The sequence below is a fragment of the uncultured Nostoc sp. genome (assembly GCF_937863485.1).
In the GTDB taxonomy this organism is placed as follows: Bacteria; Cyanobacteriota; Cyanobacteriia; order Cyanobacteriales; family Nostocaceae; genus Nostoc.
Genome location: NZ_CALMFY010000014.1, coordinates 104535 through 118779, shown reverse-complemented (window position 1 = coordinate 118779; position 14245 = coordinate 104535). Strand labels below are relative to the sequence as shown.

Sequence of the window (14245 nt, the reverse complement as noted above, 5' to 3'; positions counted from 1 at the left end):
ATGTAATAAGAGCGTCACTGCAATTCCGAAAAGTGGAGAAAAAATTTCAGGGTATAATTCCCGTTTTTAATGTCTTTTTGGTAATGGTGGCTAACAATTGCTGTGGGAGTTCATGATTAATACACAAAAAGAGTGCAATTTCTGTGAAACAGGCTACAATCGGAAGAGTCTTTATAGGAAAATCTGCCAAAAGTCTGAATTTGTTTGTATAGAGTGGCAAGTTTTTTGATAAAGGCGAGTCTTTTTTTTGATCAGTTAGTTGAAAGCAATATGTGATAGCAACACATATAACATTTACTAAGGTGAGTAAGTCACCTTTAGTAGTTGCTTAAACTAAACTAAAAAACCCTCCGACTGGAGGTGCAAAACGTCCGAAAATATTTCTGGCAAATCTGCCAAAAAGCTTATTTTCGATTGACAACTAGCTCGTTTAAAAGAGCAGTAAACACATCTTGAGTAATTGATTCTGCAAGGAGCATGAGGAACGCGGCATGAACCAGGCTAACAACGTACTCGAAAGCTATCAGCCTGACCTAGAAATAATGAATCAGCCTGAGCTCGAGTTAGAAGAACTCTTAATAGACGATGAAGAGGACTTGCTGATCATCGATGAAGGTGACGATGAATTTTTAGAGCCTCAGTCTGATGAGGACGACGCAAAGTCTGGAAAAGCCGCTAAATCGCGTCGTCGGACACAAAGCAAGAAAAAGCACTACACTGAAGATTCAATTCGGCTTTACTTGCAAGAAATTGGGAGAATTCGGCTGTTGCGGGCAGACGAAGAAATTGAATTGGCGCGGAAAATAGCCGATTTGCTGGAATTAGAGAGGGTGCGGGAAAGACTCTCAGAACAGTTGGATCGCGATCCTCGAGATAGTGAATGGGCAGAAGCAGTGCAACTACCACTACCAGCCTTTCGTTATCGCCTGCATGTTGGTCGCAGGGCGAAAGACAAGATGGTGCAATCTAACCTGCGTCTTGTGGTTTCAATTGCTAAGAAATACATGAATCGTGGTTTGTCATTCCAAGATTTGATTCAGGAAGGCAGTCTCGGTTTGATTCGCGCCGCTGAAAAGTTTGACCACGAAAAAGGTTACAAATTCTCTACATACGCTACTTGGTGGATTCGTCAAGCAATTACCCGCGCGATCGCAGATCAATCCCGCACTATTCGCCTTCCAGTTCACCTCTACGAAACCATCTCTCGGATTAAGAAAACTACCAAGCTGCTGTCTCAAGAAATGGGTCGCAAACCCACCGAAGAAGAAATCGCCACTCGCATGGAAATGACCATTGAGAAGTTGCGGTTTATTGCTAAATCCGCCCAGTTACCCATTTCACTAGAAACGCCCATTGGGAAAGAAGAAGATTCTCGATTGGGCGATTTTATTGAATCCGATGGTGAGACACCAGAAGACCAAGTTTCCAAAAATCTTCTGCGCGAAGACCTTGAAAAAGTCCTCGACAGTCTCAGTCCCCGTGAACGAGATGTCCTCAGACTGCGTTACGGCTTGGATGATGGTCGGATGAAGACCCTTGAGGAAATTGGACAGATTTTCAATGTCACCCGCGAACGGATTCGTCAAATTGAGGCGAAAGCACTCCGCAAGTTACGCCATCCAAATCGCAACAGCGTTCTCAAGGAATATATTCGGTAATTATTAGTCATTAGTCATTTGTTTAAAGCGAATGACTAATCACAAACAAATAAAAAACCTGGTAGTGAATTAGCACTCCAGGTTTTTTTATTTATAGGTCATATTGAATATTAAAACTTATAGGATGCCCCAATAATGTAGAAAGCCTTGACCAGAAAAAAGCTCAACCAAAACGGCTGCCAAAAAGCCAATCATTGCCAAGCGACCGTTCCAGATTTCTGCTTGTGGGGTGAAGCCCCAGCGCCAAGCGTTGCGATCTTCAATTATAGGAGTAGTTACTTTTGTTGTGCTTGCATTTGTCATGGCTGGAACTCCAAATTTGATTCTTAAGGTTTGTTGCTTTATGTAAACTAATATAACAAATATTTTCGTAAAAGCAACATTTTTTATATTTTTGTTTCCATAGCTTGACATAAGTAGAAATAGCGATTTATACACATAAAAACATCTGCCTTCAGTTAGATTTACAGAGGTAGAAAAATACTATTTGGATTTTTAGCATCATAGACAATATTAGCTTATTGATATCAATTGTCAAATATTTTTTTGGATTGGTCGTATTAGTAGTTGTTTTGAGCGTTTAGGGGGATATTTGACTATCCTTTTTAAGGGAATCTTGAAGAATCTGCGCGTCTTCTCCCTACAGCCCTTTGGGCGAACAGACCGCAGAGTGTCAAGTTTACTTAAGGGACTTCCAAATAAAAAAATCCCCCACAAGATTGGATAATTTATTTGTTGGAAATCCCTAAGCAAAAGTTGCTGCTCAGATCCCCGACTTCTTCAAGAAGTCGGGGATCTAAATCTAGCTTAGGTAAGCACTATCTCAATATTTTATGCTGCCAATTTGGGAGGCGGCAGCCCTCTCGAAAGACATTCCCAGTCGGAGACTTCTTTTCGAGGCAAGCCCTACAAAAATAGAAACTCACCTTGATTAAGTTCGCACTTCAGCGACGGTGATGATTTTTTCATCGCGGTTGAGTTGGAGGATGCTTTCACCTTTGACATCTCTACCTAAGATTGGCACTGTTTCCACAGGTATCCGCACTACCCGCTCTTTATTCGTCACTAAAGCTATCTCGCCAGATGCGTTGGCGTAGCCCGCCGTTCGCGTAGCGTCTCGTAGAGAAGGCATCGCCATGACCATACCAGCTAAGTTGTCGGTTTTGCTGGCAAATTTCAGCGCTTGCGTGCCTAAATCACCGCGATTAGCCGCTCTTAACTGACTCGCAGCCATCCGCTTTGCATATCCTTCTTGAGTAACTAACAGCAGCTGGTCATCTTTGGCGACAGTGACACAGCCAACCATTTGCTGATTTTTCAATAGCCGAAATGCTTGTAAACCCATCGCTGTGCGACCCATAATCGGTAATTGTTCATCATTGACTGCAAAGCGCAACAGTCGCCCACCTGAACTAGCTAAAATCAGATGCTCCCCTGGAGTGGTGAACTGGGTAAATGACAATTCATCATCGTCTTTGAGCTTCAAAATCGTGATTCCGCGCCGAGTCAGGTCAGTAAATTCTCCCAGAGACAGACGCTTAATTCGTCCCTGTTTTGTTAAAAGAATCATCTGGCTAGTTTCAAGATTTTCCGGGAGCAAAAAGCGGCTGACCACAGCTTCTTGAGCACCTTGAGCAGTACTACTGAGCATAGTAATCAAAGGTTTTCCCCGTGGAGAACGTCCAGTGGTTGGGGGAATTTCTCCCACATTCACAGGGTAGACTTTGCCGCCAGCAGTTAGTATTAGCAAGTCTTTCTCTGTATTGGTCAACACTGTTTGGATAATGAAGTCATTATCATGTAGACCATTTTCAGCTTTTGACTTTCTCCCAGATGGCTGAGTGCGGCGGACATAACCCCGTTGGGTAAACTCTAAAACCGCTTCCTCTGCTGGCTGTTCTAATTTTGGATTTTGGATTTTGGATTTTGGATTTTCCTCACCATCCTCTACTCCTTGTCCCCTTATCCCTTTATCCTCTTGTATCCTTGTCTCGCTACTGGTAGGCGCTAGTTTTGTCCGCCGCGGATCACTGTACTTGCGCTTGAGCGATCGCAAATCTTTTTTCAGCGCCTTGAGTAATTCTCGGCGATCATTGAGCAATTGCTCTAACAATCTAATTTGTTCACTTAGCTGCTCAAATTCCTGCTGCAAATTTTGCTGTTCTAAACTGGTGAGGCGGCGCAATGGCATAGCCAAAATTGCATCTCCTTGTACCTCACTCAAATCCAGTCTGCTACAAAGATTTATTTTTGCCGTACTTCCATCGGGAGCTTGCCGTAAAATTTCAATTACCTGATCCAAATTAGATAGTGCTTTGAGTAAACCTTCCACCAACTGCACACGACTTTGGGCCTTCCCCAACTCGTAATTGTAGCGACGGTTCAGCGTCTGTTCTCGGAAACTCAAAAACTCCTGCAACAGTTGACGCAAACTTAACTGGCGGGGTTGTCCATCTACTATTGCTAGAAGAATTGCCCCAAAAGTCATTTGCAAAGCAGTTTGGTGATATAAATGCTGGAGAACTTCTTGGGGATTGGTATCGCGTTTGAGTTCAATTACTACCCGCATCCCTTCGCGATCGCTCTCATCCCGAAGATCAGAAATTCCTTGCAGGCGACCTTGATTTACTAAGTCCGCTACCTTCTCAATCCAGGCAGCCTTATTCACTTGATATGGCAATTCTGTAATGATAATTGCCGTCCGTCGCTTGCTTCCCTTAGTGGCTGGAATTTCTTCTAGAGTCGCAACTCCCCGCAGTAAAATCCCACCCTTACCTGTGGTGTATGCTTCCCGAATTCCAGTCTCACCAATTATTTCCCCACCAGTGGGAAAGTCTGGCCCTGGAATTAACTCGAATAACTTTTCATCTGACAAATCTGGGTTGTCGATAAAGGCAATTAACCCATCGACAATTTCCCCCAAGTTGTGCGGTGGTACATTTGTCGCCATGCCCACAGCAATACCAGAACAGCCATTCAGCAACAGAAACGGCAACTGAGCGGGTAGCACCGTTGGTTCTTGCTGGGAATTATCAAAGTTCCCGACAAATTCCACAGTTTCTTCGCCAATTTCTGTCAGCATTCCCTCATGGCTGATGGGTGCGAGGCGCGTTTCTGTGTAGCGCATCGCCGCTGGCGGGTCATTATCGACGCTGCCAAAGTTACCGTGTCCTGCTAGTAAAGGATAGCGGCTAGAAAAGTCCTGCACCAGCCTTACTAAAGCATCGTAAACTGATTGGTCGCCGTGAGGATGGTATTTACCTAACACATCACCTACTACACGGGCACATTTTCGATAAGGTCTATCTGGTATTAAACCAAGTTCGTGCATTGCATACAGAATGCGACGATGCACTGGTTTTAAGCCATCACGCACGTCTGGTAGCGCTCGCCCGACAATCACGCTCATGGCATATTCTAGATAAGACCGTTGCATCTCCGTGTGCAGGGCTGTTGTAATGACCTGTCCCGTTGAGAGAAGGTTTAACTGTTTTGCCATGAGTTTTTTCCCTGAAATTTAACTACACAAAAGCCGGCGGAACCCAATATTGCAGCAACCACAGCATAACGGATCAAATAGGATTCATAACAAAATTTTGATGGTTACAGAAGAAAAAGCAGTAGTATCATCCTTGATGACCAGGATGCACATTGACTATTAAAAAGGATCACACGAGTATAATCTATATACACTTAGTAGCCATGATACTTACCATGATTGCATTTGTTAATTTTGAATTTTTGAATTCTTGAATTCCCTCACCTCTATAAGTAAAATTCTCATGAAAACTGTTTTAATTGTCGAAGACGATTTAATTAATGCTCGCGTTTTTTCCAAGATTTTGTCCAAGCGTGGCGGTTTGGGTGTGAAACACACTGAAAATGTCGAAGAAGTCATAAAAATTGCCCAATCTGGAGAAGCAGACCTAATTTTGATGGATGTTTCTCTGTCTAGAAGTGTTTACCAAGGTAAGTCCGTTGATGGAATCAAGATTACACAAATGTTAAAATCTGATCCAAAAACAGCAAACTTACCTATTATTTTGGTGACGGCACATGCTATGGAAGGCGATCGCGAGAACTTTCTCAAGCAAAGCGGCGCTGATGGCTACATTTCTAAGCCAGTTGTTGACCATCAACTGTTTGTTGACCAAATCATCGCACTTCTACCCACAGACGACCACTGAGAATTAACGACTTATTTCAGGAATACTCGCCCAAAAACGTTTTTGGGCGAGTATTCCTGGATTTTCTTTAGTATATATGTACTACGAAAAGGTGCCATTAAGCAAGTAGTAATAGGAAAGTTATGAGTGAGGAGTTGAAATATTGAACTGCCAACTCCTAACTTTTAACTCTTAACTTTTAACTCCTAACTCCTAACTCCTAACTCCTAACTCAGCATTCCTATTGGGTAGGCTGTTGTTCAGGGGCTGATGATGAGTTATCTCGTTGCAGTAGGGCTGCTTGAATACGGGGTGATTCTAGGAATTTTTTCGTATCAGACAGTAGGCGATCGCCCCAGAGATTTTCTTTGAGAAAATCCAAACTAGCATAGCGCTGATCGATGCGGAGTGCAGCTTCTCCAAAGGTTAGTCCTTGTTGGCGATCGCCTTTAGTATACAGTGCCACTGCCAAGGCCAATAAAGGTTCTGCGGCTTGCTTCTCAAGGGTTACAGCAGATTGCCATCGCTTAATTGCTCCAGGGGTATCACCCTGTTCGTAGTTGATTAAGCCAATATTGTTCAGCGCCGGCCAGAATTTTTTATCTTGGGAGACGGCTTTATTGTACTGTGCGATCGCATCTGGGAATCGACCCAGCAGAAAGTAAGAATTACCCAAATTAAATAACCCTTCTGGATCATTGGGTTTTAACTTCAAACCGTCTTGGTAATTGACAACAGATGCCTGGTAATTTTTCTGCTGAAAATTAGCTGAACCCAAAGCAAACAGAATCTCACCATTTTTGGGGTTGATAGATTGAGCTTTTTTCAGGCTAGCGATCGCTGCGTCAAAGTCTTTAGTTTGTAGCTGCAATCCACCTAAGAGCAACCACACCTTCTCATTTTTAGAAGCCAGGTTACTAGCCAGCCGCGCTAGTGGCAAAGCTAATTCAACCTGTTGAAACTGAGCGAGTTGAGCTGCTTCCTGTGCCAACCTCAACCCCTGCTTCTCTGCATCTACTTGCAATGTATGGGGTATTAATGCCTGCGCGTTAGCGGCTTGTGGCATACTCCACAAACTACAAACCATTAGAAGAGAAATCAAACGAACATATTTAGGCACACTACCGCCTTTAAGCCACTAATCAAAGAATCTTTCAGCTAGCTTAAACGATCTGGGCTGTTGACGGCAGTAAAATCTTACGTCATTAGTTCTTGACATCCCAAGCACAAAGGCAATAAATTAATAAGTAACTACTTACTTATTTATGCCTCGGATACCTAGAATCACCAATCAGCAAATCTTAGAAGCGGCTCGGCAAGTTTTCTTGCAACAAGGATTTGGTGCTTCAACCTTAGAAATTGCTCAACAAGCTGGTATTTCTGAAGCTTCAATTTTCAAGCGATTCTCAACGAAAGAAGAATTATTTTTTGCGGCGATGGGAATTCCAGAAAAACCCCTGTGGGTGAACGAGTTGGAATCTCTTTGTGGTAAAGGCGATCTCAAAGAAAACCTAATCAATATTTGTCTCCAGATTATGGAATTTTATCGCGAAGTGCTGCCTCGGATCATGATGCTGCGATCGCGAGGCAATGCGATCGCAGAACTTGGAGGTAAAGAACCAAAACCCATGCGAGATGTCAAAGTACTGACTGCTTTCTTAGAGCGTGAGATCAACCAAGATCGCCTTCGCCCTTGCGATCCCCAGACAGTGGCTCATATTTTACTAGGATCGCTGATGAACTATGTTTTCTTAGAGCAGATGTCATCTAAAGTCAGTATGACAACTGCTGAATCAGGAATAGAAACTTACTTAAATTCTGGAGATCGGGCCACGGAAATATCAGCATTTGTCCAGAGTCTTGTGGATATAGTCTGGCAAGGAATTGCACCAAGCCAGGATTAAGTAAACTGACGCAATGACGCTCTTACACGGGGACGCAAAAAGATTTTTAGAAATATTTTCTGGCGTCTTTCCTTCCCCACTCCCCATTAGAAAACTGGTGACTTTCGTCATACATCAGTCTGGAATTACTAGTGACTTTCGTCATACATCGGTTTTGACTTTTTGAGCAATAATTATTATGTATGAATTTATACGAGATAGTAAATATTAGACATCTTGATGCCAAAACAAAAGCAACTGTTTAAATTACTGAATCGGAACCTCAGCAAAATAGAACTTTAATGTAAATAAGGAGTCAATTCCATGTTAAAAGCAAACCGTGTATCGATAGTCTTAGCTGCTGCTGCTCTAATCATTGTTCCCACTATCTTGACTGCGCCTGCAAGTGCCCAGACAAAAGTCTACGTTGTTGCTGAACGTGATCAAAATTGGGATCGCGACGGCAGACGCAACTATAGAGAAGACAGCAACCCTGGAGACAGGCGCAATTGGAACCGTGACGGCAGATCTAATCCTGGAGAAGTCAGAAACCTTAGAGACAGGGGTAATTGGAACCGCGACGGCAGATCCTATCCTGGAGAAGTCAGAAACTCTAGAGATCGGGGCAATTGGAACCGTGACAACGAACCCTATAGCAGAGTAGTCAGACTTGGTAATGGTGACATTAGATATCCCAATGGGCAAATTATTCCTGCTAGATCCATAGCCAGACTGCGTAATCAAGGTTATTTCAGACTTCCCAACGGGGATATTCTTCTTCCCAATCAGGAAATTGTTCCTGCTGGGAGATTAGTTAGAGAGCGTGATGGTTACTACAGACTTCCTAGTGGATTGGTACTGCAAATAAACCTTTAAAACACCAATAACTCAAAATAATTGTCAGTATTAGGGCTACCAGGTTATAGTTTTAGCCGTGAATAACTAGCTCGGTAGCCGTTCTTTATAGACAAAATAGAGATGAAAATTGATACATCAAATACCGTAGATTCCTCACTTTTGGTTCCAGAGGTAAAGAAAAAAAAGGGCAGACGTAATTGGCTCTCTTGGCTAATTGCTCTTTGCCTTTTGGGTGGAATTGGCTATGGAGTTTATTACCAAGTAAGAGTTGTTTCCCGTCAAGAAGCCAGACGTCGGGTGCTGACAAAGCCTGTAGAAAGGCAGAGTTTAACAATCACAGTTTCAGCGAACGGAACGGTCAAGCCTGAGCGGTCAATCAACCTCAGCCCGAAAAATTCAGGTATCTTGAAAACACTGCTGGTAAAGGAAGGAGATATTGTCAAACAAGGACAGATTGTCGCTTACATGGATGATTCCAACCTGCGGGGGCAGCTTACCTCCGCTCAAGGACAATTGGCACAAGCCGAGGCGAATTTGCAAAAGGCGATCGCAGGTAATCGCCCTCAAGATATTGCTCAAGCACAAGGAGTATTAGACGAAGCTGAGGCGAATCTGCAAAAGGTACAAGCAGGCAATCGCTCTCAAGATATTGCCCAAGCACAGGCCCGCTTGCAAAGCGCTCAAGCCACCCTTCGCCAAGCAGAAGATGATTTTGTTCGTAATCAGCAACTTTACAATGCTGGTGGTATTTCCCTTCAGACTCTTAACCAAAACCGTGCCACTCGCGACAGCGCCCAAGCTAGTGTAAATGAAGTACAGCAAGCACTGGGGTTGCAAAAAGCTGGGTCACGTCCAGAAGACATCGAGCAAGCCCGAGCTGTGGTGAAGCAGAGACAGCAAGCTTTGGCGCTTCTGAAAGCCGGAACGCGCCAAGAAGATATTAACGCAGCCCGCGCCCAGGTAACATCTGCTCGTGGATCGCTGCAAAACATCCAAGCCGAAATCAATGACACGGTAATTCGCGCCCCCTTTGATGGTGTGGTGACTAAGAAGTTTGCTGATCCAGGCGCTTTCGTGACACCTACAACAGCCAGTAGTGAAGTAGCTTCTTCTTCTTCTTCTTCAATCTTGTCTCTAGCTTCAACAAATGAAGTTGTCGCAAATTTAGCGGAAACAAATATTTCCAAAACCCGCCTTGGTCAAAAAGTCTCGATTAAAGCAGATGCCTACCCAGGAAAAACCTTTGAAGGTAAAGTCAGCCAAATTGCTGCCCAAGCAATAGTAGAGCAAAACGTCACCAGTTTTGAAGTGAGAGTATCACTTTTGGACCCTCAAAGACTATTGCGGTCTGGGATGAATGCGGAAGTAGATTTTCAAGTCGGTCAAGTGGAAAATGTTTTAGTAGTGCCAACAGCTTCAGTGGTGCGCCAAGAAAATGCCACAGGTGTGTTTGTGCAAGGAAAAAATAACAGACCTGTGTTCACTCGCATTGAGACTGGCGTCACCGCGAATAATTTTACCGAAGTTAAGTCTGGATTGACAGGAGACGAAAGGGTATTGCTCAGTTTCCCACCAGGATCGCGCCCGCAATCAACACCAAGAGGAGGAGTTTTCCCTGGTCTAGGTGGAGGTGGAGGAGCCGGAGGAGGCGGAGGTCGTTCCGGCGGCGGTTCTGGCGGTGGTCGTTCTCAAGGCGGTGGTTCCCCTTAAAGTGAGTTTTAAATAAAACCTTATGTTTAAGATATTTAAGGGCTTTTACAAAGCTAAGAATACCCGCACAGTACCATTGCTGGAAATCTTGACAATGGCGGCAGAGACTTTGTGGAGTAACAAATTACGCACAGGTCTAACTATGTTGGGCGTGATTATTGGGATTTCTTCAGTTATTGCCATTACTTCTGTCGGTCAGGGAGTGCAAAAGGGGGTTGAGCAACAGATCCAAGCATTGGGTACAGATGTGATCCAAATCTTAGCGGGTGCTGCAAGAAGCGGGAATGTCCGTCAAGGAGTAGGTTCTAGCAGCACCTTGACTTGGGAAGATGCTAAGGCGATCGCTACACAAGCGCCATCAGCACAGATGGTTTCTGCTTATCTCCAACGCAGTGCCCAAGTTGTATATGCAGGACAGAACACCTCAACAACTATTTATGGCACTGATTTGAACTACCCAGAAGTCAGAAATACCCACCCCCAACAAGGGAGATATTTTACTCAGGAAGAACTAGATATTGCCGCACAGCTTGCCATTCTTGGCCCCACAGTCCAAACCACACTCTTTGGAAAGGGTGTAAATCCTATCGGTGAGCGAATTCGGATTCAGGGCGAGGCTTATGAAGTAATTGGGGTGATGGAGCCTAAAGGCGCTCAAGGCCCGATGGATCGAGATGACCAGATTTTTATCCCTCTAACTACTATGTCCAAGAGACTGGTAGGTAACAATGCCCTGGTAGGCGTTTCTGTAAGTGGAATTTTAGTCAAAGGCGCTAATCAGGAGCAGTTAGAAGCTGCTCAGTTTCAAGTCACCAATCTCTTACGGCTGCGTCACAACATTTATCCGCCGCAAGCTGATGATTTTCGGCTGACTAATCAAGCTGATATTGTTAGTACCTTTACTAGTATTGTGGGTTTATTTACAGTAATGGTGGTAGCGATCGCTGGAATTTCGCTGGTGGTTGGTGGCATTGGTATTGCCAATATTATGCTAGTTTCCGTGGTTGAGCGGACGCGGGAAATCGGGATTCGTAAAGCCGTAGGAGCCACCAATTCTGCCATCCTTAATCAATTTTTAGCCGAAGCGATCGTGATTTCCATTGTCGGCGGAGGTATTGGTATGACGACTGGGGTTTTATTAGCTTTTATAGCTGCAAACATTTTCAAATTTCCGTTTGTAATTTCTTTATTGTCGATCATTGCTGGCTTTGTACTCTCGTTAACCGTTGGTTTACTCGCTGGGGTAATTCCAGCCCGGAACGCATCCAAATTAGATCCAATCACCGCTTTACGTAGTGACTAAATAATTCAAAAACAGAAAATTTAAAAATTAAAAGCTTCTCTTAAAACAGGTGAATATATGCAACTTGAACTAGATCATATCTTTGTCTGTGTTGAACCAGAAGCACCACCAGCAGATATGCTAACTGCTTTTGGACTCACAGAAGGTGGTCGGAGAATTCATCGAGGCCAAGGGACTGCAAATGTTTGCTTCTTCTTTGATAATGCTTATCTTGAGTTACTTTGGCTTTTTGACGTTAACGAAATTCAGTCTCCTTTTAATTAGATGGTGATTATGGGATTGGATTGCAGTAACTACATTCTATTTACTGATAATTTTACATCCTAATATTGCAGCTTATTTCCAAATAGTCTGGGGACTAAATTTTAATTATTCACAGGTGATACAGTCAATGTAATCTTTGAAAAATTAACAACCAATAACTAACAATTTATTAAGCCGAAATCAATATGACAACTATGATTTGGATGGAATCGATTACCAAAACCTATCACTTGGGAGAAGTTAGTGTTCCAATACTCAAGGGAATTCAACTCTCCATAGAGGAAGGGGAATACGTCTCCATTATGGGTGTATCAGGTTCGGGTAAATCCACGCTGATGAATATTTTGGGATGTCTGGATCGTCCCACAACTGGAGACTATATTTTTGAAGGCAGAAACCTGACGACTTTTGATGATGATGAATTAGCCTATATCCGCAATCAAAGAATAGGTTTTGTTTTCCAACAATTTAACCTATTGGCGCGGGCGACAGCGCTGGAAAACGTCATGTTACCAATGATTTATGCTAACTTGCCTAAGCCAAAACGCCGTCAAAGGGCATTAGAAGCCTTGGAAAAGGTAGGACTAGGCGCACGGATATCTAACCGTCCCAGTCAACTCTCTGGCGGACAACAACAACGGGTAGCTATTGCTCGTGCTTTGGTCAACCGACCTGCATTAGTTTTGGCAGATGAGCCAACAGGAGCTTTAGATACTGAAACATCCTATGAGGTGATGAGTTTGCTAACAGAACTTAATGACCAAGGGATCACAATTGTGATTGTCACTCATGAGCCAGATATCGCTGCTCAAACCAACAGGATTATTCGAGTTCAGGATGGTTTGATTGTAGGTTAATTTGTTAATATCAACCTTTTGAGGGGGAATTTAAAATTTAAACCTCTGTAGGTCAATCAGGTGATTGTATCCTCAAAGAAACCTAATTAATGACTACATCATTATGAATCTCAGCTTATTCTCCGTACATTCTACCTGGGTTACTGTAGTGTTGGCGGTAGCCTTGCCGTCAGGTATCGCTATTCTTTTTCCAAATGCAGCAAATGCAGCAACTCCCCCAAAAGCGCAGAATTCCTCAAGCTCTGTAAAGGTTCCCGATTCCCTCAACCCCAATTCCAATCCTCTCCAATTTCCTACCAAACCGGAGGAAGTAAGGATTCAGCAAACTGTGCCAATCAGTTTGGCACAGGCTTTGGAACTAGCAAAACGCAACAATCGAGACTTACAGATAGCCCTATTACAGTTAGAACGCAGTCGCTCGGCGCTACGTGAGTCTCAAGCTGCCTTATTTCCTACTCTTGGTATTGACAGTCGTGTGACTAATAATGGGAATGGTTTTACTAACAATTCATCTCAAGCCAGCACCACTTTCAATGGTTCAGCACAACTGAATTATAACCTTTATACCTCCGGTAATCGAGAGGCAAGTATCCGAGCAGCTGAAGAACAACTACGTGTGGATGAATTTGATGTTGAAACTCAGTCTCTTACAATTAGGTTGAATGCCAGCACTCAATACTACGATTTGCAACAAGCTGATGAATTAGTAAGAATTAATCGGTCTGCTGTGGCAAATGCCCAGGCTAGTTTGCGGGATACTCAAGCCAGAGAACAGGCTGGAGTGGGTACGCGGTTTGATGTGCTGCAAGCTCAGGTGAATTTAGCAAATGCCCAACAAAACCTGACTAATTCTATCTCACAGCAGCAAATTGCCCGTCGTCAGCTTGCAACCTTGTTAAGTTTGTCGCAGTCAGTTAATATCAGTGCAGCAGATCCCGTACAACTAGCGGGTCTTTGGCAGCCAACACTTCAAGAAACTATTGTCCAAGCGTTTCAAAATCGTCCAGAATTGCCACAGTATTTGGCACAACGTAATATTTCCGAGCAACGGCGACGACAGGCGCTTTCACAGCTAGGGCCGCAAATTAGTTTGGTAGGCACCTACAATGTGCTAGATCGGTATAATGATGGTGTCAGCATTACTGATGGTTATTCAGCGGGACTCGAAGGAAATGTAAGTTTGTTTGATGCAGGAGTAGCAAAAGCGCGTGCAGATCAGTCGAGAGCTAATATTGGGATTGCAGAGTCTCAATTTGCTGGCCAGCGCGACCAAATTCGCTTTGATGTAGAACAGTACTATTCTCAATTGCAATCTAATTTAGATAATGTGCAAACTTCTAGTGTGGCTTTAAATCAAGCCAGGGAAGCTGTCAATTTAGCAAGGCTGAGGTTCCAAGCTGGTGTGGGTACTCAAACTGAGGTGATTGATGCTGAAAATGACCTGACAAGAGCAGAAGGTAATCGAGTCGCAGCTATTTTAGATTACAATCGCGCTCTAGCTAATTTGCAAAGATCAGTCACTTTCAGAGGTTCCCGCTAAGGTCAA

At 43.7% G+C, this 14245-nt stretch carries 12 protein-coding genes; 9 read left to right on the top strand and 3 right to left on the bottom strand.

Features of this window, described 5'->3' with window-relative positions:
• Nucleotides 1–491: 491 nt before the first annotated feature.
• The gene (gene rpoD / locus Q0541_RS02115) at nt 492–1658 is read left to right on the top strand and encodes an RNA polymerase sigma factor RpoD (protein WP_273766849.1); all 1167 of its coding nucleotides are present in this window, start codon (nt 492–494) and stop codon (nt 1656–1658) included.
• A gap of 117 nt (nt 1659–1775) precedes the next feature.
• On the opposite strand, the gene Q0541_RS02110 is transcribed toward rpoD, so the two are convergent.
• Both Q0541_RS02110 and Q0541_RS02105 read right to left on the bottom strand, forming a co-directional pair.
• Nucleotides 1776–1961, bottom strand: coding sequence for a chlorophyll a/b-binding protein (locus Q0541_RS02110; RefSeq protein WP_298904876.1), 186 nt, complete (start codon nt 1959–1961; stop codon nt 1776–1778).
• 628 nt (nt 1962–2589) lie between these two features.
• Complete coding sequence (locus Q0541_RS02105) at nt 2590–5157, bottom strand: DNA topoisomerase (ATP-hydrolyzing) subunit A (RefSeq protein WP_298904874.1); 2568 nt, start codon at nt 5155–5157, stop codon at nt 2590–2592.
• Nucleotides 5158–5440: 283 nt separating this feature from the next.
• Here Q0541_RS02105 and Q0541_RS02100 point away from each other — a divergent pair, with 283 nt between their 5' ends.
• Nucleotides 5441–5845: a response regulator gene (locus Q0541_RS02100; protein ID WP_273766843.1), complete on the top strand. Its 405-nt coding sequence runs from the start codon at nt 5441–5443 to the stop codon at nt 5843–5845.
• 220 nt (nt 5846–6065) lie between these two features.
• On the opposite strand, the gene Q0541_RS02095 is transcribed toward Q0541_RS02100, so the two are convergent.
• Nucleotides 6066–6944: a tetratricopeptide repeat protein gene (locus tag Q0541_RS02095; protein ID WP_298904866.1), complete on the bottom strand. Its 879-nt coding sequence runs from the start codon at nt 6942–6944 to the stop codon at nt 6066–6068.
• A 145-nt stretch (nt 6945–7089) separates the two neighbouring features.
• Here Q0541_RS02095 and Q0541_RS02090 point away from each other — a divergent pair, with 145 nt between their 5' ends.
• The 7 genes from Q0541_RS02090 to Q0541_RS02060 all read left to right on the top strand — a co-directional run bounded on the left by Q0541_RS02090 (nt 7090) and on the right by Q0541_RS02060 (nt 14239).
• On the top strand, nt 7090–7728 hold the full coding sequence (locus tag Q0541_RS02090; protein ID WP_298904863.1) for a TetR/AcrR family transcriptional regulator: 639 nt from the start codon (nt 7090–7092) through the stop codon (nt 7726–7728).
• 303 nt (nt 7729–8031) lie between these two features.
• Nucleotides 8032–8583, top strand: a complete 552-nt coding sequence (locus tag Q0541_RS02085) for a hypothetical protein (protein ID WP_298904860.1) — start codon at nt 8032–8034, stop codon at nt 8581–8583.
• A gap of 102 nt (nt 8584–8685) precedes the next feature.
• Nucleotides 8686–10275, top strand: coding sequence for an efflux RND transporter periplasmic adaptor subunit (locus Q0541_RS02080; RefSeq protein WP_298904857.1), 1590 nt, complete (start codon nt 8686–8688; stop codon nt 10273–10275).
• 31 nt (nt 10276–10306) lie between these two features.
• The gene (locus Q0541_RS02075) at nt 10307–11578 is read left to right on the top strand and encodes an ABC transporter permease (RefSeq protein WP_298904992.1); all 1272 of its coding nucleotides are present in this window, start codon (nt 10307–10309) and stop codon (nt 11576–11578) included.
• A 57-nt stretch (nt 11579–11635) separates the two neighbouring features.
• Nucleotides 11636–11842, top strand: a complete 207-nt coding sequence (locus tag Q0541_RS02070) for a VOC family protein (RefSeq protein ID WP_298904854.1) — start codon at nt 11636–11638, stop codon at nt 11840–11842.
• Nucleotides 11843–12027: 185 nt separating this feature from the next.
• On the top strand, nt 12028–12699 hold the full coding sequence (locus Q0541_RS02065) for an ABC transporter ATP-binding protein (protein WP_273766836.1): 672 nt from the start codon (nt 12028–12030) through the stop codon (nt 12697–12699).
• Between the two features lie 103 nt (nt 12700–12802).
• Nucleotides 12803–14239: a TolC family protein gene (locus Q0541_RS02060; protein ID WP_298904844.1), complete on the top strand. Its 1437-nt coding sequence runs from the start codon at nt 12803–12805 to the stop codon at nt 14237–14239.
• The last annotated feature ends 6 nt before the right edge of the window (nt 14240–14245 follow it).

Bases quoted from the DNA above. Each gene is read 5' to 3' on its own strand.
- Q0541_RS02100 (WP_273766843.1), top strand. From the start codon at position 5,441: ATGAAAACTGTTTTAATTGTCGAAGACGATTTAATTAATGCTCGCGTT.
- Q0541_RS02080 (WP_298904857.1), top strand. From the start codon at position 8,686: ATGAAAATTGATACATCAAATACCGTAGATTCCTCACTTTTGGTTCCA.
- rpoD (WP_273766849.1), top strand. From the start codon at position 492: ATGAACCAGGCTAACAACGTACTCGAAAGCTATCAGCCTGACCTAGAA.
- Q0541_RS02090 (WP_298904863.1), top strand. From the start codon at position 7,090: ATGCCTCGGATACCTAGAATCACCAATCAGCAAATCTTAGAAGCGGCT.
- Q0541_RS02110 (WP_298904876.1), bottom strand. From the start codon at position 1,961: ATGACAAATGCAAGCACAACAAAAGTAACTACTCCTATAATTGAAGAT.
- Q0541_RS02065 (WP_273766836.1), top strand. From the start codon at position 12,028: ATGACAACTATGATTTGGATGGAATCGATTACCAAAACCTATCACTTG.
- Q0541_RS02070 (WP_298904854.1), top strand. From the start codon at position 11,636: ATGCAACTTGAACTAGATCATATCTTTGTCTGTGTTGAACCAGAAGCA.
- Q0541_RS02105 (WP_298904874.1), bottom strand. From the start codon at position 5,157: ATGGCAAAACAGTTAAACCTTCTCTCAACGGGACAGGTCATTACAACA.
- Q0541_RS02085 (WP_298904860.1), top strand. From the start codon at position 8,032: ATGTTAAAAGCAAACCGTGTATCGATAGTCTTAGCTGCTGCTGCTCTA.
- Q0541_RS02060 (WP_298904844.1), top strand. From the start codon at position 12,803: ATGAATCTCAGCTTATTCTCCGTACATTCTACCTGGGTTACTGTAGTG.